This window comes from Metabacillus sediminilitoris (assembly GCF_009720625.1).
Taxonomy (GTDB): domain Bacteria; phylum Bacillota; class Bacilli; order Bacillales; family Bacillaceae; genus Metabacillus; species Metabacillus sediminilitoris.
Map to the genome: position 1 here is coordinate 3,725,411 of NZ_CP046266.1, position 24,219 is coordinate 3,749,629.

Annotated in this window: 23 protein-coding genes and 1 other annotated feature; all 23 genes read right to left on the reverse strand. The window is 35.0% G+C overall.

The genetic code is table 11. The features are described from left to right. Positions 1-194: 194 nt before the first annotated feature. The gene (ileS, locus tag GMB29_RS17805; protein WP_136351310.1) at positions 195-2,966 is read right to left on the reverse strand and encodes an isoleucine--tRNA ligase; all 2,772 of its coding nucleotides are present in this window, start codon (positions 2,964-2,966) and stop codon (positions 195-197) included. 60 nt (positions 2,967-3,026) lie between these two features. Then, positions 3,027-3,263 (reverse strand) — a binding site (T-box leader). A gap of 62 nt (positions 3,264-3,325) precedes the next feature. After that, complete coding sequence (locus tag GMB29_RS17810; protein WP_136351311.1) at positions 3,326-3,832, reverse strand: DivIVA domain-containing protein; 507 nt, start codon at positions 3,830-3,832, stop codon at positions 3,326-3,328. Positions 3,833-3,949: 117 nt separating this feature from the next. Beyond that, entirely contained in the window at positions 3,950-4,726 is a 777-nt protein-coding gene (locus GMB29_RS17815; protein WP_136351312.1) for a YlmH family RNA-binding protein, read from the reverse strand. A 59-nt stretch (positions 4,727-4,785) separates the two neighbouring features. Continuing rightward, the gene (locus GMB29_RS17820) at positions 4,786-5,049 is read right to left on the reverse strand and encodes a YggT family protein (RefSeq protein ID WP_136351313.1); all 264 of its coding nucleotides are present in this window, start codon (positions 5,047-5,049) and stop codon (positions 4,786-4,788) included. A 7-nt stretch (positions 5,050-5,056) separates the two neighbouring features. Further along, complete coding sequence (locus GMB29_RS17825) at positions 5,057-5,503, reverse strand: cell division protein SepF (protein ID WP_136351314.1); 447 nt, start codon at positions 5,501-5,503, stop codon at positions 5,057-5,059. Position 5,504: 1 nt separating this feature from the next. Then, positions 5,505-6,191: a YggS family pyridoxal phosphate-dependent enzyme gene (locus GMB29_RS17830; RefSeq protein ID WP_136351315.1), complete on the reverse strand. Its 687-nt coding sequence runs from the start codon at positions 6,189-6,191 to the stop codon at positions 5,505-5,507. An 8-nt stretch (positions 6,192-6,199) separates the two neighbouring features. Beyond that, positions 6,200-7,030, reverse strand: a complete 831-nt coding sequence (gene pgeF, locus GMB29_RS17835) for a peptidoglycan editing factor PgeF (protein WP_136351316.1) — start codon at positions 7,028-7,030, stop codon at positions 6,200-6,202. A 91-nt stretch (positions 7,031-7,121) separates the two neighbouring features. Further along, positions 7,122-7,379, reverse strand: coding sequence for a YlmC/YmxH family sporulation protein (locus tag GMB29_RS17840; protein WP_136351317.1), 258 nt, complete (start codon positions 7,377-7,379; stop codon positions 7,122-7,124). A 198-nt stretch (positions 7,380-7,577) separates the two neighbouring features. Next, positions 7,578-8,399, reverse strand: coding sequence for an RNA polymerase sporulation sigma factor SigG (gene sigG / locus GMB29_RS17845; RefSeq protein ID WP_406600352.1), 822 nt, complete (start codon positions 8,397-8,399; stop codon positions 7,578-7,580). A 101-nt stretch (positions 8,400-8,500) separates the two neighbouring features. Then, entirely contained in the window at positions 8,501-9,220 is a 720-nt protein-coding gene (gene sigE, locus GMB29_RS17850) for an RNA polymerase sporulation sigma factor SigE (RefSeq protein ID WP_136351319.1), read from the reverse strand. A gap of 291 nt (positions 9,221-9,511) precedes the next feature. Next, the gene (spoIIGA, locus tag GMB29_RS17855; RefSeq protein WP_136351320.1) at positions 9,512-10,444 is read right to left on the reverse strand and encodes a sigma-E processing peptidase SpoIIGA; all 933 of its coding nucleotides are present in this window, start codon (positions 10,442-10,444) and stop codon (positions 9,512-9,514) included. A gap of 347 nt (positions 10,445-10,791) precedes the next feature. Next, positions 10,792-11,931, reverse strand: a complete 1,140-nt coding sequence (gene ftsZ, locus GMB29_RS17860) for a cell division protein FtsZ (protein ID WP_136351321.1) — start codon at positions 11,929-11,931, stop codon at positions 10,792-10,794. A gap of 42 nt (positions 11,932-11,973) precedes the next feature. After that, positions 11,974-13,257, reverse strand: a complete 1,284-nt coding sequence (gene ftsA / locus GMB29_RS17865) for a cell division protein FtsA (RefSeq protein ID WP_136351322.1) — start codon at positions 13,255-13,257, stop codon at positions 11,974-11,976. A gap of 167 nt (positions 13,258-13,424) precedes the next feature. Further along, positions 13,425-13,787: a small basic family protein gene (locus GMB29_RS17870; protein WP_136351323.1), complete on the reverse strand. Its 363-nt coding sequence runs from the start codon at positions 13,785-13,787 to the stop codon at positions 13,425-13,427. A gap of 1 nt (position 13,788) precedes the next feature. Beyond that, the gene (locus tag GMB29_RS17875; protein WP_196305195.1) at positions 13,789-14,517 is read right to left on the reverse strand and encodes a DUF881 domain-containing protein; all 729 of its coding nucleotides are present in this window, start codon (positions 14,515-14,517) and stop codon (positions 13,789-13,791) included. A 58-nt stretch (positions 14,518-14,575) separates the two neighbouring features. Beyond that, the gene (locus tag GMB29_RS17880) at positions 14,576-15,280 is read right to left on the reverse strand and encodes a DUF881 domain-containing protein (protein WP_136351483.1); all 705 of its coding nucleotides are present in this window, start codon (positions 15,278-15,280) and stop codon (positions 14,576-14,578) included. Next, a complete protein-coding gene (locus GMB29_RS17885) occupies positions 15,270-16,061 on the reverse strand; it encodes a cell division protein FtsQ/DivIB (protein WP_136351324.1) in 792 nt (263 codons plus the stop codon). The genes GMB29_RS17880 and GMB29_RS17885 overlap by 11 nt, the downstream gene beginning before the upstream one ends. 341 nt (positions 16,062-16,402) lie before the next feature. Beyond that, entirely contained in the window at positions 16,403-17,311 is a 909-nt protein-coding gene (murB, locus tag GMB29_RS17890) for a UDP-N-acetylmuramate dehydrogenase (protein WP_136351325.1), read from the reverse strand. A 19-nt stretch (positions 17,312-17,330) separates the two neighbouring features. After that, a complete protein-coding gene (murG, locus tag GMB29_RS17895; RefSeq protein WP_136351326.1) occupies positions 17,331-18,425 on the reverse strand; it encodes an undecaprenyldiphospho-muramoylpentapeptide beta-N-acetylglucosaminyltransferase in 1,095 nt (364 codons plus the stop codon). Between the two features lie 230 nt (positions 18,426-18,655). Continuing rightward, a complete protein-coding gene (gene spoVE, locus GMB29_RS17900; protein WP_136351327.1) occupies positions 18,656-19,756 on the reverse strand; it encodes a stage V sporulation protein E in 1,101 nt (366 codons plus the stop codon). Positions 19,757-20,063: 307 nt separating this feature from the next. Then, on the reverse strand, positions 20,064-21,416 hold the full coding sequence (gene murD, locus GMB29_RS17905; RefSeq protein ID WP_136351328.1) for a UDP-N-acetylmuramoyl-L-alanine--D-glutamate ligase: 1,353 nt from the start codon (positions 21,414-21,416) through the stop codon (positions 20,064-20,066). Then, positions 21,417-22,391 (reverse strand): phospho-N-acetylmuramoyl-pentapeptide-transferase, encoded by a 975-nt coding sequence (gene mraY / locus GMB29_RS17910; RefSeq protein ID WP_136351329.1) that lies wholly within the window; start codon positions 22,389-22,391, stop codon positions 21,417-21,419. It lies immediately after the preceding gene. A 186-nt stretch (positions 22,392-22,577) separates the two neighbouring features. Then, the gene (locus GMB29_RS17915; RefSeq protein ID WP_136351330.1) at positions 22,578-24,041 is read right to left on the reverse strand and encodes a UDP-N-acetylmuramoyl-L-alanyl-D-glutamate--2,6-diaminopimelate ligase; all 1,464 of its coding nucleotides are present in this window, start codon (positions 24,039-24,041) and stop codon (positions 22,578-22,580) included. Positions 24,042-24,219: the final 178 nt, after the last annotated feature.

A 24,219-nucleotide genomic window follows, 5' to 3' on the forward strand; every position in this document is an offset into this window, starting at 1 on the left:
TAAGAATTTTCCTGTGAATGAAAACGGTGCTAACTAAGTGTTTAATTTGTTTAATGGATATTTTTTACCCTTTGACTTTCTTCACTAAACGTTTTTGGTAAAAATGGGCTTGTAATCAAAAAGGGACTGACCAATGAAAGTGTAGTCTAAAACATTTAGTGCTACACTTCTAGCGGTCAGTCCTTGCTTATTTATTATTCAGCAATATAATGATTTTTTACTATATCTGCACAACGTTGACAAAGTGTTGGATGATCAGCCACTTGACCTACTTCAGGTGTTACAATCCAACAACGTTCACACGTTTCACCGTTTGCTTGTGTAATGACAATCTTTACTGAATCAAAAACTTGGGCATTTTCTGGTGCTGTGTCATAATCACCAGCAATTTCAAACCCAGAAACAATAAATAATTGCTTTAAATTTTCTTCAACCGATTCAAGTAGCATCTTTGCTTCTTGATTTGGATATAAAGAAATACTTGCAGTTAAAGATTTACCAATGATCTTTTCATTTCGAGCTACTTCTAAAGCCTTTAATACATCGTCTCGTAATGACATAAATGCATCCCATTTGCTTTCTAATTCATCTGCATTAGGATATTCTTTCACTTCTGGCATATCAACTAATTGAACACTTTCTTCTGTTACTGAACTAATATGTTCCCATACTTCATCGGCTGTATGAGGCAGAATTGGTGTAACCAATTTAACAAGTGCCATAAGTGTTTCATGGAGTACCGTTTGAATTGCACGTCTATCTAAGTTTTCTTCTGATTCAATATATAAAACATCTTTAGCAAAATCTAAATAGAACGAACTTAATTCAATCGTACAGAAATTATGAACAGCATGATAGATGGCTGCAAATTCGTATTGATCATATGCTTCTTTTACACGTTTAGTTAATTTATTCAACTTTACAAGCATATAACGATCAACTTCGCGAAGATTTTCTAGGTTAACAGAATCTGACGTTGGATTAAAGTCAGCTAGATTACCGAGTAAGAAACGGAATGTGTTACGGATTTTACGATAAACCTCTGCAACTTGTTTTAAAATTGCATCTGATACACGAACGTCTGCTTGATAATCCACAGAAGCTACCCATAATCGTAAAATATCTCCACCTAGTTGTTTCATTACTTTTTCTGGTACAACTGTATTACCTAATGATTTACTCATTTTACGCCCTTGACCATCTAGAGCAAAACCATGGCTTAATACCCCTTTATATGGTGCTTTGCCAGTCACAGCTACAGCAGTTGATAATGATGAGTTAAACCATCCTCGATATTGGTCAGAACCTTCTAAATATAGATCTGCAGGTCTTTGAAGTTCATCTCTTTCTAATAGTACTGCTTGATGTGATGAACCTGAATCAAACCAAACATCCATAATATCCGTTTCTTTAGTAAAGTTCCCATTTGGACTGTTTTCGTGTGTAAATCCTTCTGGTAAAAGATCTTTTGCTTCACGCTCAAACCAAACATTTGACCCATGTTCACGGAATAAGTTAGAAACGTGATCGATTGTTTCATCTGTAATAATCGGATCACCATTTTCCGCATAGAAAACTGGGATCGGAACACCCCATGCACGCTGACGTGAAATACACCAGTCGCCACGGTCGCGAACCATATTGTATAGTCTTGTTTCTCCCCATGCCGGAACCCATTTTGTTTCCCTAATGGCTGTCAAAAGGTCTTCACGGAAATCTTTAATGGAAGCAAACCATTGTGCTGTTGCACGGAAGATTGTTGGCTTTTTCGTTCTCCAGTCATGTGGATATGAATGTGTAATAAATTGAAGCTTTAATAATGCCCCTACTTCTTGTAATTTTTCTGTAATTGCCTTATTTGCTTCATCATAGAACAAGCCATCAAAGCCTGTAGCTTCATTCGTCATATATCCTTTTTCATCAACAGGACATAAAACATCTAAACCATATTTTTGACCGATGATAAAATCATCTTCACCATGTCCTGGTGCTGTATGGACACAACCAGTACCACCATCACTTGTTACATGTTCACCTAGCATTACTAGTGATTCTCGGTCATAAATTGGATGTTTCGCAACAACACGATCAAGCTCAGAACCTTTCAATGTTCGAACAACTTCATAATTTTCCCACTCAATTGTTTTTGCAACAGTTTCAACTAAAGCAGAAGCAACTACATATTTCTCACCAGCTACTGAAACTACACTATATTCTAATTCTGGATGAACAGAAATCCCTAAATTTGCAGGAATAGTCCAAGGAGTTGTTGTCCAAATGATAATTTTTTCATCATTAGTTAGAACACCTTTCCCATCTGTAACAGAGAATGCCACATAAATAGATGGTGAGCGCTTGTCAGCATATTCGATCTCTGCTTCAGCAAGTGCAGACTCACTTGAAGGTGACCAGTATACTGGTTTTAAGCCTTTGTAAATATAGCCCTTCTTCGCCATTTCACCAAATACTTTAATTTGTTGTGCTTCATAAGCTGGTGTTAATGTTACATATGGGTTATCCCAATCACCACGTACTCCTAAACGCTTAAATTGCTCACGTTGCCCGTTAATTTGCTGCCAAGCATATTCTTCACAAAGCTTACGAAAATCAGCAACAGACATTTCTTTTCGTTTAACTTTTTTATTTTTCGTTAATGCCGTTTCAATTGGTAAACCATGTGTATCCCAACCCGGTACATACGGTGAACAATATCCACTCATTGATTTATATCGTACGATAAAATCTTTTAATATTTTGTTAAGTGCATGGCCCATATGAATGTCACCATTTGCGTAAGGAGGTCCATCATGCAAAATGAAAAGAGGACGATCTTTTGTACGTTCCTGCACTTTTTTATAAATATCCATTTTTTCCCATTTCTCTTGCATTAATGGCTCTCTGTTTGGTAAATTTCCTCGCATTGGAAATTCTGTCTTTGGCATAAGTAATGTATCTTTATACTCCATTATTAACTAGCCTCCATCATCATGATTGGTTTTTAAAAACACAAAAAACCCTCTCATCCCAAAAGGGACGAGAAGGTTTATCTCGCGGTACCACCCTATTAGATTAATATAACCAAAAGGCCAATAATCCACTCTAGCATTCGTAACGAGAATGACACGCCATTGCTTACTTATTGATAATGTTCAGCATGGAACTCTAGGGTGATTTTCGTCCTTTTCCTTATATCGAGCTTCCACCATCCTCGATTCGCTAAATAAGGTTTGCAAAGGATTACTGTTCCCTGTCACCGTTTAAATATCAAAAAATTAATTGTTCTAAGTTTTCATATTATATGCGAAAAATTCTTTAAAAGTCAAGTCTAGCTTTTTGTTTCTTCAGCTTCGCCGAAAATAGGCTCTACTTCATACTCTAATAAGTGATCCCAATCATCATTTTTAAGTAGGTCAAGCTGTGCTTCAATTAGCATTTGGAAACGAGTTCTAAACACTTTTGACTGCTTTTTCAGCTCCTCAATTTCCATTGCAATTTTTCGGGATTTTACTAATGATTCATTAATAATACGATCAGCGTTTTTCTCTGCTTCTTTAATGATCAGTTTAGACTCCTTTTGAGCATTACGCTTTACGTCTTCTCCCGCTTCTTGAGCAATGATAATCGATTTATTCAGGGTATCTTCAATATTTGTAAAATGGCCCAATTTCTCAGTTAATTCTGTTACACGAGATTCAAGCTCTTTTTTTTCGCGGATAATCATTTCATAATCTTTAATGACTTGATCCAAAAACTCATTTACTTCATCTTCATCATACCCACGAAACCCTTTATTAAATTCCTTATTATGGATATCTAATGGTGTTAAAGGCACGGATGCCACCTCCAATATATATGTAGTGAAATAGTTAATCCCTGTCAACATTATAAATCATAATTCGACAGGTATGTTGAAAATCCTGCTAAAACTTAAAATTTATTTAAAAAATGATTATTTCCAAACGTGAAATACGATTCTAAATCGATCTTTTTTTGTTTTACCTTCAATTGCTGTAACTTTACTACGACCATATCCGCGTACTGAAAGTGTATCACCTTCACGGCACTCGAAAGAAACTGATTCAACTGTTTTCCAATTGACCTTTACAAGTCCGTTTGTAATAAGCGGTTGTATTTTTTGTCGTGAAATATTATAAACAGCTGAACCTATTACATCTAGACGCAGTGATGAGACCGTTGTAACGATCTCTTGGTATACTTCTGCCTGTGGTGAAAATTCATTAAGTTCTTTTTCTTTTAACGTAACTTTGGCACGTCCAACTTCTAGAAAATTAGTTATTAAATAATCTGAAATTTCTCTAGCACAAACGAACTGCACGGTCTCATTGCTAAATCGAATATCTCCGAATTTAGACCGCTTTATTCCTAAACTCATAAGCGCCCCTAAAACTTGACGATGCTGAAGAGTGATAAATTTACTTGCATACTTTACTTCAAAAAGAGTTAATTTGAAATCTTCATTTTCCGGCTGAAAATAGTCTGGATATAGCAATGCCCTTTTACGTTCAGTATCCAGGACACCACCTTGAAATGAAACTTTCACTTCAGAGTGATCCCCTATGACTGAGAAAACGATTTCTTGTTCTCTAGGATCTAAAAAGTCCGTTAGTTTAGGGCTATATTGAGTTATAACGCTCTCCTTCCATTGAAGGACCTGATCGATAAAATGTTTTTCTTCACGCCGAAAGTGTTGATATAAGTGATCCATTGTCACAACTCCAATTACACAATCTATCTTAGAAGTAAAAAGAGGGACCAAATAGTCCCTTAGCCAAGCATTCTAAAAAGTGATGCAACTCCATATTGTGCAAATTTTAATGCCAAAATTGCTACAATTGGTGAGATATCAATCATTCCTAAAGGAGGAATAATTTTTCGAAATGGCTCTAAATAAGGTTCACAAATTTTAGCCAATATTTGTCCAAAACCAGATTCTCTCGCGCCAGGAAACCATGATAGTAAAATATAAATGATGATCGCATACGAATAAAAAGTTAACAGTGTAGTAATTAAGCTAAATATTATGTCCATGTCGAGTTTACCACCTTTGATGTTCTTCTTCTGAGATTAGCTCAGAAATAGATCCTGATACATCTACATTATCAGGTGTGCATAAAAAAATATTTGTGCCAATTCGTTGAATATCGCCTCCGATTGCATACACAGTTCCACTTAAAAAATCTACAATCCGTTTAGCTTGGTCTCTTTGAATACTTTGAAGATTAACGACAACTGCACGGCGATTTTTTAATTGATCCGCAATTTCCTGTGCTTCAGCATAAACCCTTGGCTCACATAAAATAACTTTAGAAGATTTTTGGATACTTTGCAAACTTACTACATTTTGCTTAGTTGATTGAGTTTGCGGCTTTTGGGAAATTGGTTGTTGTTCTTCATATTCTTGTTGCATTTCCTCATTTTCAACATATTCATATTCTTCATCATCTAATGCAAAAAAACTTTTAAACCGATTTTTAATAGACATTTTATACACCTCCGCTTTCATTTCCAACGAGTGAAGTTCCAATTCTTATAAAGGTTGCACCTTCTTCAATTGCTATTTCATAATCATTAGACATGCCCATTGATAATTCGTTACATGGTGCGTTAGGCAGTTGTAATGCTTGTATTTTTTCTTGAAGTCTTTTTAACTTTTTAAAGCATGCGCGGATGACATCCTTATCCTCAGTAAATGGAGCCATTGTCATTAACCCTACTACTTGTATATTTGATAAAGATTGTAGCTCCTTGACAAGATGATCTAACTCATCAGGAGAACAACCATGCTTTGATTCTTCACCTGATACATTTACCTGAACAAAACATTTAATTGGCTTATTGGCACGTTTATCTATTTCTTTTGCTAAAGATAGACGATCTAAAGAATGTATGTATTCAACTTTATCAATAATATTTTTTACCTTTCTCGTTTGCAGTGAACCGATAAAATGCCAAGCAGCCAAATTTCCAAGGACTTGGTATTTGGCGTTAAGACCTTCTTCACGATTTTCACCTAAATGCTTAACACCAGCATCAAGTGCGGCTTTTGCACGCTCAATGCTAACATATTTAGTTACGGCAATTACATGAATGTCATCTGAATTTCGACCGATCCGTTTGCAAATATTGTCAATATTATCTCGTATTGTTTGATAGTTGTCTTGCACATTCATTTCTAGTGCTAAGCCTCCTCATATATTCCAATAAAACTTAACATACGACCAGTTTTTCCTTCATCACGTCTGTGTGAGAAAAATATTTCTTTTTCACAGCTTGTACAATGATGTGAAACGGTTATATTTTCTTCTTGTATTCCCGCTTCTAGCAACAAGTATTTGTTAAGCTTTTTTAAATCTAATTTATATTGTCCTTCTGTTATTTTGCTGTATGTTAATGGATATTTTTCGATGATACTTTTATTAATTGCCGAGATCACTCGATCATCAACAATATAACAGCATGGGCCAATTGCCGGGCCTATTGCTACTTTTATTTCACTAGGGTTTACTCCCTCAACATTTGTCCATTTTCTTATCATATTTCCACCAATATCATTAACTGTTCCCTTCCATCCAGCATGTGCAACGCCAATTAATAGCTTTTGCGGCGAAAGGAAGTAGAGCGGTACACAATCGGCAAAACAAAGCGAAAGCATAATACCTTTTTCAGCGGTATATAACCCATCACAATTTGAAAGTCCATCGTCATACGAATATAAACCTCTGCCACAATTGAGTTTTGTTACTTTTTCAATATGTGTAGAATGTATTTGTTCAGCAAACACCCAATTGTTTAATGGAAAATCTGTTCGATTTGCCAAGATCTCTCTGTTTTCTATAACCGATTTCGGTTGATCATTAACATGAAGTCCAAGATTTAGTGTGGAGAAAGCCTCCTTGCTTACACCATCAGATTTAGTAGAAAAACCAACAGTTAAGCCTTCTACAAGGTTTTCCCATTTTTCCAATGATAAGTATGTTGTATTTCTTTGTTGAAAAGTTTCTGTTTGCATTTTTCTTCAACCCTTTATTTTCGACATAAAAATATACCTATCGGACTTATTCTACCACAAAACCTCAATAACTTTTAGTAAGAATGACAAATTATTCATCTGATCCCTCAATTTGTCGATTCATTCTCACAAGGATGACATCCTCGCCTATCTTCACTATATTTCTCCAAGGAATGATGATTTCCTCGTCCCTTCCAAAAAAACCCAACATTTTCCCTTGACCGCTGATTATGATTGCCTGTATTTTTCCAGTTGTCACATTAATATCAAAATCCCAAATGTTCCCTAGCTTTTTTCCATCAGAAACATTTACAACATCCTTCGTTTGAAATTCTGAAATATACATGATGACGCCTCCCCATATTCCATCATTCTTCGGTTTTAATAAGTTATGTCTTTTTTTCTGCCAAAATTTCTCTATTAATGAACAATTTTATAAAGTCACTTACTACATATCTATGATTACATAGGAATAAACTATACAATTGTTTTTATTTATTTTTCAAAATCTGTTTTCACAAATTAAGGCTGCTCAAAATGAGCAGCCTTAATTTTGAATATTTTTATTCATTTGTTTAATTGCAGCTTTTTCTAATCGTGAAACTTGTGCTTGGGATATTCCAATTTCTTCAGCGACTTCCATCTGTGTTTTTCCTTGAAAGAATCGCTTTTTGAGAATGAGCTTTTCTCGACTATTTAATCGTCTCATTCCTTCTTTCAATGCTAATTCTTCAATCCATTGAATATCTCGGTTTTTTTCATCACTTAGTTGATCCATCACAAAGATTGGATCTCCCCCATCATTATAGATAGGTTCAAATAATGAAACAGGATCTTGAATGGCATCTAATGCAAACACAATCTCTTCATGGGGAACGTCCAACACCTTTGAGATTTCTTCTGCAGTAGGTTCTCTCGATGTTTCACTCATAAGCCGTTCTCTTACTTGGAGAGCTTTATAAGCGATATCTCGAAGGGAACGAGACACACGAATTGGATTGTTATCTCTTAAGTATCTACGAATTTCACCGATGATCATTGGTACAGCATATGTTGAAAATTTGACATTTTGGCCTAGGTCAAAATTATCAATAGATTTCATTAATCCAATACAGCCAACTTGAAACAAATCGTCAACAAATTCTCCTCGGTTGTTAAATCGCTGGATTACACTAAGTACCAATCGTAAGTTGCCATTCACCAGCTCTTCTCTTGCTGATATGTCTCCACTTTGCATTTGCCTAAATAACTCTCTCATTTTGTCATTCTTAAGGACTGGAAGTTTTGAGGTATCTACTCCGCAAATTTCGACTTTATTTCTTGTCACTTCTTTCCCTCCTAACAGGAGTTGCTGTACAAAGTTAAGTATCTCCTTGGGAGGAAAAAATATGCACAAGCTATTCGTGTTAGGAGGGGCATAATTCACTCAATTAATTGATATCAAAGAGGTATTTCCTATTAAAAATTTTTTTAGACCATTTTATTAAATTCTTTTTGCAATCTTTTAATAATTCGCTTTTCTAATCTTGAGATATAGGATTGTGATATACCTAGCATATCGGCAACATCTTTCTGTGTTTTCTCTTCTCCGCCTTGTAACCCAAAACGAAGCTCCATGATTTGTTTCTCTCGATCATTTAGCTGTTGAAGAGCTTTCATTAATAACTTTCGATCAACATTAGCTTCAAGATCTTTTGTAATAATGTCATCTTCTGTCCCTAATACATCAGAAAGAAGCAATTCATTTCCATCCCAATCAATATTTAACGGTTCATCAAATGAAACTTCTGATCGAAGTTTATTATTGCGACGTAAATACATTAGGATTTCATTTTCAATACAGCGAGAAGCATATGTTGCAAGTTTTATTTTTTTTTCAGGATTAAACGTATTTACAGCTTTTATCAAACCTATTGTCCCAATACTAATTAAGTCTTCAATATTAATCCCTGTATTTTCAAATTTACGGGCAATATAGACGACTAAACGTAAGTTTCTTTCAATAAGAATTGATCTTGCGGCTTGGTCACCTGTTGGAAGTTTTTGCAACAGTATTTCTTCTTCATCTTTTGAGAGAGGTGGTGGTAAAGCTTCGCTGCCACCAATGTAATATACCTCATCAGATTTGAATCCTAGCTTGATTAATAGCTTATACCATAAGTAAGTAAGATGTAATTTTAATTTTTTCATTTTCCTCCCCCTTCTTGGAAATGCATATGCCTAAGTGGTCTTATAAGGCTAGAACAAGGTTTAATTAAATATCGTTAAAAATTTTTGAAGCTAGGCTGTCAAAACACCACGTCAATCACTATACCGTTTTCACTACTTCTGTTATGAAGCTGATAATTTTAAACTAAAAATTATAAATAAGCATAAGTACGGTAACAGACCTGTTTGCGCAAGACACAAAAACTAAGTATAAAATACGAATACACAACGTATAAAAATAACGTTTTTGAGTAAGATAGAAGTATGTGTCATTCATGATACATGTTCGATAGATTGACTTTGCAACATTTTCGGATGGACGATACAATCATATTCATCCTCAGAAGACAATTTCGTACGATTCAAACCTACAATTGTTTTATGTACCGTAATTTTCTCAGTTTTCGTTTCGATCAACACCTCATCAGGTTTAAATCCTAATAAAAATTGATTCTCTCTTCCTACAACTCGATATGGAATAATTCGCACTCGATGTTCCCAGGCATGCCCTTCGTAACGACTATCACTAATAGATTTCATAACATCATCTTGAATGGCTTGATTTACAAGCTGCTCTGGTAGTTTTTCTCTAACCTTTAAAGTATCAATTATCATGACAGGACTTCGTGTTATCGGATCAAAAAGCTGATTCCCGCTATCAACTAATCCTTTTAACAATAACTCGGTAGATTCCACTCTGATCGTCACACTCACTATTTGGTCGAATTTAATTTTTTTTGCTTCTAATCCTTCTATACGATTTCTAGAAAAAACCCAAATGAGGGGAAAACCTATAAGTACAAATAACCAGCTAATTGGGTGACCAAAGCCAGTTGTATTCGTCATCAGGACCCCATCTAAATAACTCATTTCTGCCTGTAAAAAAAAATGTGCACCAATCATTCCTCCACCAACCATGAAGGTGACAAAATAAAAGGTTAATAAGCTTTGAAAAAAGTAGCGGAACCGTTTAAATCCAAATGCGAGCCAAACCATCAACATTGAAATCATCATTTTCCCTATTGGATGTGTAGCGATAGCTGCCAGAGGTGTAAACATCATAATGACGATACTGGAACCTAAAAGAGCTGCTAAAAGTATGCGAATTTTGAATATTTTCCTTTTTAATGCAATAGCTGTTAGTAATAGCAGAAACAAATCAAAGGAAAAGTTTAAGAGCCAAATAACGTCTAAATAGATAGACATCTGTTACTCCTTTTCTAAAATTATGAAATATATTGAACCTGATAGCATTTAGTATAAGACTTGGTAGGTAGGAAGTCTGTCACTTACTGCCGAGTAAATGTAAGAATTTTTGATAGAATATTAGAGTTTTTGTCGAGTTTTTAAAAGAATATCTATGTAGTTTTCACAAAGTTTTTTAGGTAAGTAGGTCAACATAACCTCCTGTCGAAATTTTATGCTTTCTTGTCATTTTTTTCTGCGTCATTCCATATACTTCTAGTCCTAGAAACTTCCTAAAATAATAAAAAAGCGCAAATTCTCATATGAATTTGCGCTTTTTACTAGAATTATGATGTTAACTGAACTTTTTAACGGCGTTTATTTCGATTTCTTAAAAATGTCGGTATATCTAATGCATCATCTGATTGTTGGACATTATTTCGAATTGGCGCTTCTTGAACAGATTCTTCACGTTTCATCTCTCGTTTAGGAGCCGGCTTCGTTGGAGATGTACTTCCGAAAGGACGTGATTGTGTTTTTACAGGGTTCATATCTTGCTCTGTAAATCCTGTTGCAATAACTGTTACAACAATTTCATCCTTAAGGTTTTCATTAATTACTGATCCAAAGATCATATTTACTTCTTGATCTGAAGCAGTTGCTACGATGTCTGCAGCTTCCTGAACTTCATATAAGCTTAAGTTAGCTCCACCTGTAATGTTCATGAGTACACCTTGTGCACCATCAATTGATGTTTCAAGTAATGGACTTGAAATAGCTTTCTTAGCAGCCTCTGCAGCACGATTTTCACCAGTTGCAACACCAATACCCATTAAAGCAGAACCACGGTTCGACATAATTGTTTTAACATCTGCAAAATCCAGATTAATTAATCCAGGTACCGCGATTAAATCTGAAATACCTTGAACCCCTTGACGTAATACATTATCAGCTTCACGGAAAGCTTCAAGCATTGGTGTATTTTTGTCAACAATCTCAAGTAGTCGGTCATTTGGAATAACTATCAACGTATCGACAGATTCCTTCATTGAGGAAATTCCGCCAGCAGCTTGCATAGCACGTTTACGACCTTCAAATGTAAATGGTCTAGTTACAACACCTACTGTTAATGCTCCTAAATCTTTTGAAATTTGAGCAATTACCGGAGCAGCACCAGTACCTGTGCCACCTCCCATTCCAGCTGTAACGAATACCATATCTGCGCCTCTTAAAGCTTCTTCGATTTGTTCTCTGCTCTCTTCAGCCGCTTTTTTACCTACCTCTGGATTTGCTCCAGCACCTAATCCTCGAGTAAGCTTTGATCCGATTTGCATTTTTATTTCTGCTTTAGATAAATTTAATGCTTGTGCATCTGTGTTGACAGCAATAAATTCAACACCTTGTACACCATGCTCTATCATGCGATTAACAGCGTTATTACCACCGCCACCTACTCCGATTACCTTGATGGTAGCTAAGCCGTCAATATTTGATTCAAACTCCAACATGCGAAATCCTCCTAATCCATCAAATAACATCATTTATGTAAACTATTCAAAGAAGTACCCAAAAAACTTCTTTACTTTGTTTACTTTTTTGTCTTGTTGTTGCTGTTGTGGTTTTGTACGTTGTTGCTGTGGTTCATTTGTTGCTGCAACTTCCATCGCATTCACTGCAACATTTGAGCCAATTTTTCTACCTTGAATTTTAGCATTTTTATGTGCAAATTGTATTAATCCAACACCAGTCATATATTGGGGTTCTCTAACACCAATATAATCTGGGCTTGCTATCCTTACACTATTTTGAAGGATCACTTGACCTAATTCAAGTACCCCAGGCATTCTAACTGTACCACCGGTTAGAACAAAACCACCTGGTAACTCTCCGACGCCAAGTCTTCTAATTTCATGTAAAATTAGCTCATACATTTCTTCAAGTCTTGCTTCAATAATATCAGCAATTTCTAATTGATTAAAGGTTCTCTTTTGATCTGATCCTATAATAGAAACTTCGAACACTTCATCTTCAGAAGCATGATCGTAATAAGCATGACCATATTTGACTTTAATTCTTTCAGCTTCATCTGTCGTTGTGCGGAGACCAATTGATAAGTCCTTTGTAATATGCTCACCACCAACTGGCAGTACAGTCGTCGCATATAAATGATTTTGTTCAAAAATCGCGATAGTTGTTGAACCACCACCAATGTCGACTAATGCTACACCTAGGTTCTTTTCATCCTTTGATAAAGCAACAGAACCAGCTGCCAACGGTTGTAAACATATATCTGTAATTTCTAAGCCTGAGCGCTCTACACACCGTAATAAATTATGTAAAATCGTCTTTGAACCTGTTATAATTGATCCTTCCATTTCTAAGCGGACACCTAGCATCCCTCGCGGATCATTTATTTCATCTAATCCATCAACAATAAATTGTCTTGGAATGACATCAATAATTTCTCGTTCAGGGGGGATTGAGATCACTTGAGCTGCTTCAATAACTCTTCTTACATCTTCATTAGATATTTCACGATTTTCACTTGAAACCGCCACGACACCGTGACAATTTTGCAAGTGTACGTGATTTCCGGTTACCCCTACAACTACTCTTTTTAAGGAGATTCCAACCATTCTTTCAGCCTGTTCTACTGCTTTTTTTATAGAATGAACCGTTTCATCTATATCAACTATAGATCCTTTTCTTAATCCTTCTGATTTAACATTACCAACACCAATTATGTTTAAAGCATCATTTGTCATTTCACCAATAATTACTTTAACACTGGATGTACCGATGTCAAGACTTACGAATAATTCATTGTTGTTCATTCTAAGGCACCTCCTCATCTATCGATACTTTCTATTCTATTTGCTTGAGAACGACATGACAATGAATCTAGTTTTACATGTTTGTAACAAGTTTTATTTTGAATATTTCTTGATTTTTGCCTCATTAGTGATTATTCGTCAAATAACTTATATTCCCTTTTAAATATTCAATTTTTTTTCAGTTTTTCTCTAGAAATAGACCATTTTGATATCAATATTCTTCTAATAACTGCTATGTTTTGAAATAGTCTTACTCCAAAAGCAAAGACAGCTACCAAATATAAGTCTACACCAAGATGAACACCGAGAAAAGCTAAACTTGCAGCAAGCAGAATGTTAAAGAAAAAACCTGATACGAATACTAACTCATCATAAATATCTTGCAAATGTGCACGTATTCCACCTAATAGGGTATCCAGTGCTGCCAAGATCGCTATTGATAGATAACTTGAATATTCCGGGGGAATACGCAACTCTGACATTAACCCTAAAATGACACCAAGTATCAAACCTAATATCGGAAGCCACATTTTAGTTTCCCCCTTCTTCTGATCCTAATGGCTTCATATTTTTAACGCGTATGGAGTCTTCATATGCAGGTATTGTTAACTTTCCAATCGGTTTAGAAACTGTCAGACTTAAATTATCAATCGCGAAATCTTCATCTGTTGTCGAGGCATTCATTCGATTATATAGCTTGTCTGCATTTTGTGAAATAACTTTTATTTCAATCGGAAATGAACTTAGGCTGAAATTATCCATTTTTGTTTGACCATTAATATCCCTTATCACGGAGGAATTAATTAATCTTCTTCCTTGGATAGATATTTCTTTAGCATCATAGGAATTTAATTCATTTATTAATCGTTTTAACAGGTGAGGTGATATGTCCTGAATTGGTGCTCCAATTAATTCATCGGTAAACAATTTGTCAATTGTAATAATTATCCCTTGCCCTGTTACTTCTGTCAGTCCTGCTTCTTCCTTCAAAACAGTCAATGTTTCATTTAAAGCTATTTCAGGATTTTGATTTTCTTCCGCCTTGTAAGTTTCAATTATTTCATTATATTTTCTAAGTTCGGAAAGTAAATCAACTTGTAATTGCTGCTCTTTTTTCAAGTCTTCTCTGAGTTGCCACATATCTCTTGTATCTCGAATAATTGGTTCTTTTATTGTTCGATATTGAATGGCTAGCATTAATCCAAATATCATTAATAATAAAGTAAAACTAATCCCCTTTTTCCAATCGGCTTTCTTCACCTAAAACCACCTATCTGATTTTCACATATATTATTGGTTTTATAAGAATCAATAAGTTCTAAGATGCAGATTCCTGTTCTTGTAATAAAGGTTCCATTTTTATTTCTGATTTATTTTCAACTGTCACAACAATGTTTTCGAATGAGAGTTGATCAATAACCCCACCTGCAATATTTAATGAGGGAATTAATACATTTGGATCCCCTATTGCTGCTATGACAAATGGTGCAGGATACTGATTTCCATCTACAGTCACTACAGGTCCATTACAATAAAGATAGGAATCGCTCGATAATCTTTGACCATTAATTGATACCGCATCAGCACCAGATATATATAGTTCGTTGATAAGGTTAAAAATATGACTTTCGTGCACGATATAATTATTGACATTTTCACCTTCAGGAATATATGAAGAATCTTCCAATGTCACTTGAACACCTTGTCCTACTACTGGGACGTCCCCGACATACATACGGTATTTCTCAACGTCTTCAACTAAATTATAATAAATTTGTTTTTGATTCTTTAATGACTCCTCGATTTTTCTGGCTTCTTCTTGTTTAGCATATAATTCTTTTTGTAATGCTTCATTTTTTTCTTCTTCGTCAATTAACTGCGAACGCGCTTTAAATTCTTTTTCCCATTGCTCAGCAGAAATTGTATGCTCTTGCTTTTTTTCGTTTGTTAGTTGATACGAATAAGAAATCAAAAAACCGACAACAAGGAGGACAAAGGTTAAAATGATATAACTACCCTTCAGTTTCATTTTGGCTTTCATTATCCTCCTCCTCTTTTGGTAATGGTTCATAGGATTCAAAGTAAGTACCTACTTCAAAATGAATGACACCTTTGATGTCTTCTTCGAGCTGGGATACAATTTCTGGGTAGGTTTCCATTTTCTTAGAAAAAGTACGAACCGAAGCTATTACTTCATAGCCATCATTCATATAAAGGCGAACTAACCAAGGATCAGTTTTATCGGGAGTATAGTGAATCTCAGAGATGGAATTAAATATACTAGGAGAAATTTTTGTTAACTCACTAACCATTTCTTTAATCGCTTCTTCACTCTTCCAATTAATTAATACTGGAGCATCTGCAGGAGCAGTCTCTTTACGATCCTTTAATACTTGTCCATTTTCGAGGATTGACAAAAATGCTCCATCTTTTTCAAGATAAGCAATACTTTTATGTTCCTCTACTACCAAAACAATATGATTCGGCAATTTTTTCTTAATTGTCACACTCTTAATTTGTAAATGTTTACCTACTGCATTCTTAATTTCCTTGGAATTGATATTCCAAAAACCTGATGAGGTAGTTATACCACTCATTTCAATAATTTTTTTTGATTCAACCGTTTCATTTCCTTCTACAGAAACACTTGCAACTTTACTTAAAGGAGATTGAAAATAAATAACAAGTAGAATAAGCAAGAAGAAGACGGATAAAAAAGAAATAAGTCTACGATTTGATTTTTGTTTTCGCTGCTGTTGTAGTTTTGGTATGCGATCTTCTAACGAAACAACTTTCTTTTCCAATCATTTTCACCCCATAATAGCAAAAAAACTCTAGGCAATCATTCAATCATTTCATAAGAAGATGAGAGGTACCTTTCTAGTTAATCCTGTTAGCTGAATATCAACAGGCACTCGTGTTGATTGCGGAAAAAAACAACTTTATAGGTTATTTTTTTTCGTAAACATACGAAAGAGATTTTGATTCACTTCCACTCCTTTTTCATAACTTAAATCTTTTCATAAAACAAACGGCATAAAAGATGCCGTTTATATATTATGAGAAAGGAAATCCTTAAACAAGCAAATCATATACACAAAGTCATTATACCACAAGAAAAGGAAATAATGGGGAGGTTTGATGACTATTTCCGCCCTATTATTTCAACTTCTGTTTCCATTGTTACTCCATATTTTTCGAGAATGGTTTCTTTTACAAATGCAATGAGATCTAATACATCTTGAGCAGTAGCATCCCCTGCATTTACAATAAAGTTCCCATGCATTTCTGAAATTTTCGCTCCACCAATTTGATAACCTTTTAAACCGGCATCTTCAACAAGCTGACCTGCATATTTTGGAAGGGGATTCCGAAAAATACTGCCTGCACATGGAAAATTCCATGGCTGTGTAACTTTTCTATAATCCTTATTTTTTTGCATTACAGCAACAATATCTTCTTTTACCCCTTTTTCCAATTTTAAAACCGCATTAAGGCAAATTCCAGGTTTTTTCTCTTGTAAAACCGATGTTCGATAGGAAAACTCTAAGTCTTCATTCGATAACCATTCCAATCTTCCATCATCAAAAAGAATTTGTGCTTTTACAAGAATTTTAGAAATATCAGAACCATGTGCACCCGCATTCATATAGACAGCACCACCAATTGACCCAGGAATACCACTAGCAAACTCTAATCCTGACAAACCTTTTTTGCTAATAATGGTTGCAAGTCTTACGATTGAACATCCTCCACCAACAGTGAGCAGATCTTCATGTAACTCAAAGTCATCTAATCCAATACCTAGCTTAAGGACAACACCTTCTATTCCCTTATCTGAAACAAGTAGATTTGAGCCTCTTCCAATCGCTCTCCACTTTACTCCATGCTTTTTTATTATTTGCAAAGCTTTTGCTAATGATTCTGAACTGCTCGGTTCAACAAATAAATCTGCCGGTCCGCCAATTTTAATTGTTGTATGCTTTAATAAAGGTTCATTTTCTCGTACTTTACCAATATTAGCCGAAAGCAAATCATTATATAATCTAGACATAATGTCCTCCTATACCAATTTATTTCTTTGCAATTTCTTTCATAACTTGATATAGCTTTGAAGCAGCATCTGGTATTCCCAGTTCCTTAGAAGCCTTTTTCATAGCAGTAAGCTTTGTTTCATTTAATAAAATATTATCAATTTCAGACAACAATTGGCTTCCATTTAAACCTTGTTCTCTTAGCATAATTGCCGCATGATGATCACTCAAAGATCTTGCATTTTTTTCTTGATGATTTGCTGTTACATATGGACTTGGAATTAATATACTTGGTATACCTAATGCTGTGATTTCCGCTAGTGAAGTAGCTCCTGCTCGTGAAACAATTAAATCTACAGCTGATAATACCTCAGGCATATTATGAATAAATGGCTTTATAATCACATGTGAATGGTCTTTTACATTTATCATCTCTGCCATTACTTTATCATAATGTACTTCACCAGTTACATAAACAACTTGATATGGTTTATCTTTTAAAAATGGCATCATTTGTAATACCGCTTCATTTATCGCACGAGCACCACGACTTCCACCAAATATTAATACGGTCTTCCGGTTTGAATTAAGACCAAGCGACTGTCTGCCTTTCCCTGCATCTTGACCAAGAACTTCTGAAGCTCGGGGATTTCCTGTTAACACCACTTTGTGTTCAGGAAAGTATTTTTTTGCATCTTCAAAACAGATGGCAACCTTATCTACATATCGAGATAAAAATTTATTTGTAACACCTGGTAAACTATTTTGTTCATGAATGACTGTAGGGATTTTCAACTTAGATGCTGCATAGACAACTGGTCCACAAACATATCCGCCAGTACCTATTACAACATCTGGCTTGAAATTTTTTAAATACTTTTTACTAATCGAGACCCCTCTTAAAAAACGGGTAACAGTTTTAATATTTTCGAATGATAGTTTTCTTTTAAACCCAGTAATCTCTATAGCCTTAAATGGTATGCCTGCCCGTTTCACTATATCTTTTTCAAGACCATTTTCCGTTCCAATATATAAAAATTCTGCTTTAGCATTTTGTCGTTTTATTTCATTTATTAATGCAAGTGCTGGATAAATGTGTCCACCAGTACCTCCACCGCTTACAACAACTTTCATCATAGCTCCCCCAATATGGTAAATCATAAACACAACTTACCGTGTCATCATATTTTGAAAAATTACGTTTTATTAACATTTAAATTCTTTCTTAATTTGTTTATTGAAACTGATCAACGCAATCAGTGTATAAACGTGATAAAGGCTGACTGTTAAGGACTCTTTTTAGACTTTATTGCAAGCCTAAAATCATCACTTCCCTATCGTCAGCCTTAAATGTCCATATTACATTAATATTTTGAATACCTGCTTACATTTAATAATACACCAATCGCCATTAGCATTAAGGTAAGTGATGATCCCCCATAACTTAAGAAAGGAAGGGTGATCCCTGTAACAGGCATAAGTCCTGTTACAACGCCAACATTGATCATAACTTGAATTGCAACCATTGTTATAATACCAATTGCTAAAAAACTCCCATAAAGATCTGGTGCGCCTAGTGCAATTCTTACTCCTCGCCATAAAAGTAAACCGAAAAGGAGTAACACTAATGAACCGCCAATAAATCCTAATTCTTCAGATAAAATCGCAAAAATAAAATCTGTTTGCGGTTCTGGTAAATAGAAAAACTTTTGTCTGCTCTGCCCAAGTCCTAAGCCAAATAATCCACCTGGTCCAATTGCATATAAAGATTGGATAATTTGAAATCCACTGCCAAGTGGATCTTCCCAAGGATCTAAAAATGACGTAATACGTTTAATTCGATATGGAGCAGATAAAACGAGGGCAACAAAACCTGCTACTCCTAACAAACCAAGCCATACAAAATGGATGACTCGTGCTCCAGATACAAAAATCATAACGATACAGGTTCCTACCATGACTGTTCCTGTTCCTAAATCAGGTTGTAGCATTATCATAGCAAAAGCTGTAAAAACAAGCCCTAGAGAAGGAATTAATCCTTTTTTAAACGAAGTGATTTTCTTTTGATTTTCAGATAAAAACTTTGCAAGAAATGCGATCATTGCCAATTTCATAAACTCTGATGGCTGAATGGAGAAAGCACCAACACCTATCCAGCTTCTTGAACCGTTTCTTTCCATCCCGATACCAGGTATCAAAACCGCGATTAATAAGAAAAAACAAACAATAATTAACATTTTTGCCCATGTTCGCCATGTCCAGTAATCAACATTCATTAGAAAAAACATTGCTATTACTCCAACGCCGGCAAATAAAAGCTGACGTTTGGCAAAAAAGAATGAATCATCAAATTTATACGTCGCCCACACAGCACTTGCACTGTATACCATAATAAGACCAATTGTTAATAGAAGCAACGTAAGGATAACTAATATAAAGTCTGGTGTAGACCTTTTTGCTGTCAATGCCGAACACCCCTGTACCTATTATTTAAGGGCTGTATGGCTCGTAGAATAGCACTAGGCAGCTGCATATCGGTATTAGCATAAGATAATCCGTGAGCTTGCAGGTTATTTTTATCCCCGCTGCCGGTATGGTTTATGCTTTTGGGCAGTCAAAAACTAAAGACCGTTCCCCTGACTGACCCTTCATTTCATGTGTAAACCGATGGCCCCTAGAACTAGACACTGACACTATGTTTCATATTAATTCTCGTCTTTTGAACAAAAAAGGTTAGTACCTTGTTCATAGTTGAGAAAAGCGTACAAGCCCTTAATTAAGCTTATGCACGGCTTGAATAAAAATGTCTCCTCTTTCTTCAAAAGTTTTGAACTGATCCCAACTAGCACATGCTGGTGATAATACGATCACATCATCTTCATCGGAAACTTCATACGCCGTGATAACTGCTTGTTCCACATTATCGACACGTTTTATGACTTCTATTCCACTCTCTTTGGCGATTCTTTCAAGTTTTGGTGCAGTTTCACCAAATAAAATCATTGCTTTGACATGTTTTAAAAAAGGTTTAAGCTCATCAAATTCATTTCCGCGATCAAGACCACCAGCAAGTAAAATTGTTGGAACAGTAAACGCTTGAAGTGCCTTACTTGTTGCTAAAATATTCGTTGCTTTTGAATCATTATAAAAACGGCGGTTGTTAATGTTTTCAACAAATTGGAGTCTATGTTTTACACCTTTAAATGAAGTAAGAACCTTAACAATGGCATCATTGGTAGCCCCTCTTAATTTTACAGCTGAAATAGCAGCAAGGATATTTTCAAGATTATGTGCTCCTGGTAACACGATATCTTTTATTAAAATGATTTGTTCATTTTTATACCAAATGCTTTCATCTTTAATATATGTACCGCCTTCGAGCATCGTTGTAGTTGAGAAGAATAGTTTTTCTGCATGAGATTTTTCAGAAAGCTCACAAACTTCACGGTCATCAAAATTAACGATGGATGCATCCGTTCCAATTTGATTTTCATAAATTTTCCCCTTTGCATACACATATTCATCTTTTGTGCCATGATAATCTAAATGAGCATCAAAAATATTAAGGAGAACAGCTATTGCTGGTCTAAACTCAATTGTACCTAATAGTTGAAACGATGATAATTCCATTACGATTACATTATCTTTTGTAGCAAGTTGTGCAACTTCACATGCAACAGTCCCAATATTCCCTGCAATTAACGGTTGCTTTCCAGCTTCTTTTAGCATTTCATAAATAAGTGTCGTTGTTGTTGTTTTACCATTAGATCCAGTAATTGCGATGATGTCAGCTTCAGATATTTTATATGCAAGCTCCACTTCGGTTATCGTTGGAATATTTTGTTTTTCCGCAAGTGAAATCAATGGATTTGAATAGGGAATACCAGGATTTTTTACAACCAAGTCAACTGAATCACTAATTAATGAAAGAGGATGGTCTCCACATACAACCTGTACTCCAAGTTCTCTTAATTCTTGAACAGATGCATCTGAGTCTACAGCCTTTAAATCGTTTACAGTTACATTAGCACCTAGCTGATGTAATAATTTAGCGGCCGCTAAGCCGCTTTTTGCTAAACCAATTACTAATACATTTTTATGTAGATAATCACTAATCTTTTTCAATTACAACCACACCTCGATATAAATTCCTAACACTGCAAAAACAAGTCCTATTGTCCAGAATGTGACAACTACTCTCCATTCTGACCATCCAACTAATTCGTAATGATGATGAAGCGGACTCATTTTAAAAACTCTTTTCCCTGTTGTTTTGAATGAAATAACTTGAATAATAACGGATAATGTTTCAATAACAAATACTCCGCCAATTAACACAAGTAATATTTCTAATTTTGTTAAAATTGCTATTGTTACAATTGCTCCACCAAGGGCAAGCGAACCAGTATCTCCCATAAATACTTTTGCAGGATGTGCATTAAATACTAAAAATCCAAGTACAGCCCCTACTACTGCTACTGAAAAAATGGCAACATCATATTGTGATTGATTCCAAGCAAGTACTGCAAACGCACCGAAAGCAATGGCAGCAGTTCCGGATAATAACCCATCTAATCCGTCTGTTAAATTAACTGCGTTGGAACCACCTACAAGCATAAAAATCACAAGTATGACATATCCCCATCCTAAATCAACAGAAAGAGTCGTACCTGGAATACCTAACTCTGTAGAAAATCCGTATTGAGTAAAGACAAGATAAAATATAACTGCAATAATTATTTGCCCAAGTAGCTTTTGTCGTGAAGTTAATCCAAGATTTCTTTTCATGACAACTTTTATAAAATCATCTAAGAACCCTAATAGTCCATAACCGACTGTCACAAACAATAATAGATACATTTCAACACTAAGTTGGGAGAACTTACCAGTCATTACAATAGTTGTAATGATGATGGAGATGATAATCATTACTCCTCCCATAGTTGGTGTACCTGATTTTTTTTGATGAGATTTTGGTCCCTCTTCTCTAATACTTTGACCAAATTTCAATCTTCTTAGAAATGGAATAATGACTGGGGACAGTAATACACTTATTAAAAATCCCATCACGAGTGTTATTAAAATGACTTGCTCTAACATGTATACTCCCTCCCCACTATAAATTTTCCGAATCGAGTAATAATGTTATTTGATTGTATACTTTTAGTAAACAAATTTTTATTCATTTTATCATCTTCTCTTTCTATCCGATGTTACCTATTTTATGACGAAAATCATAATGAAACTACACCCTTATTTACGGGCTGACATCCTCTCATAAATAGATTAGATACTTTTATTAATTGCCTTAAAAGCAACTTCTTTATCATCAAAATCAAATGTTTCATCACCAATTATCTGGTAGGTTTCATGGCCTTTCCCAGCTATTAAAATGACATCGCCTTTTTTGGCATTTTCCACAGCAAAAAGAATTGCTTTTTCACGATTCTCGATTGAATGATAATGCTCTCCTGCAACCCCTGCTTCCATATCACGCAATATCATCCTCGGATCTTCACTTCTTGGGTTATCAGACGTAAAAATTGGCTCGTCGCTAAATTCCGTTGCAATTTTTGCCATTAGAGGTCTTTTTGTTTTATCTCGATCACCACCGCAACCTACAACACAAAAGATTTTCCCTTCAACAAATTGCTTTATCGTTTGCAGGACATTTTCTAGACTATCGGGAGTATGTGCGTAGTCAACAATGACCGTAAAATCTTGACCGCCATCAACAAGTTCAAAGCGGCCCCTTACGCCATCCATAGCTTCAACTGCATGGCAAATTGTATCTAATTCAATTGAGGATGCTAGACTTGCTGCTACTGCTGCCAACACATTATATATACTAAATTTACCAATCATATTAATCGATATATGTTTTATTCCAACAGGAGTAATCAACTGGAACTCAGTACCTTTAGATGTCATTTTTATTTCTTTAGCCATAACATCTGCTTCTTTATTAATACCATAAGTCATAATTTTGGCAGAAGTCATTTTGATAAATTCTTCCGATGCTTCTTCATCGGCATTTAGAACAGCTATTTTTATATTGTCATGATCAAAACGATTACCTAATTGTGCAAAAAGCAATCCTTTAGCATATTTATAGGCTTCCATTGTTTTATGATAATCTAAATGATCCTGTGATAAGTTTGTAAAGACAGCAACATTAAAATCACAGCCATGGATCCTTCCTAAATGAAGTGCGTGAGAAGAAACCTCCATAACAGCATGTGTGACATCATTTTCTCTCATATCTTGAAATGTTTTTTGTAAAGTTAAGCTCTCAGGAGTTGTATTTTTTACATCTATTTGTTTTTCAGCAATTTTTATGTACATTGTACCAATTAAGCCTGTTTTTTTGTTTGCTTCCTTTAAAATTTTCTCTATGATATGTGTTGTTGTCGTTTTTCCGTTTGTACCTGTTACACCTATTAGGTGCATCTGATGAGTTGGCTGACCATAAAAAATATCAGCGAGAACCGCCATTGCTCGTTTTGTATCTTTTACAACAATGACTGGTACATCAACTTGTAGTTGTCGCTCTGACAGAATAGCTACAGCTCCATTTTCAACTGCTTTCTCAGCAAAATCATGACCATCAACGGTATAACCGTCAATACATATGAACAAGCTTCCATTCTTTACTTCTCTAGAATCCATTTCAATTGATGTTATGGTAGGATTTTCATTATATTCAATTGATCGATCATGTAAATATGTAAGTAATTCATTTAATTTCATAACCATATTCCTACTTTCATTAAATCGTTTTGCCCATCATTCTATTTTAAGTATGTAGTAGATTCTAAAGGGCAAAAAACCAAATTTTCAATAAATACTTCTTCAACCTAATAAGTGATTGTTTCTCCGTACTTATTTTATCTTACTTATAAAAAAAGAGCCATCATTCGTTACATTT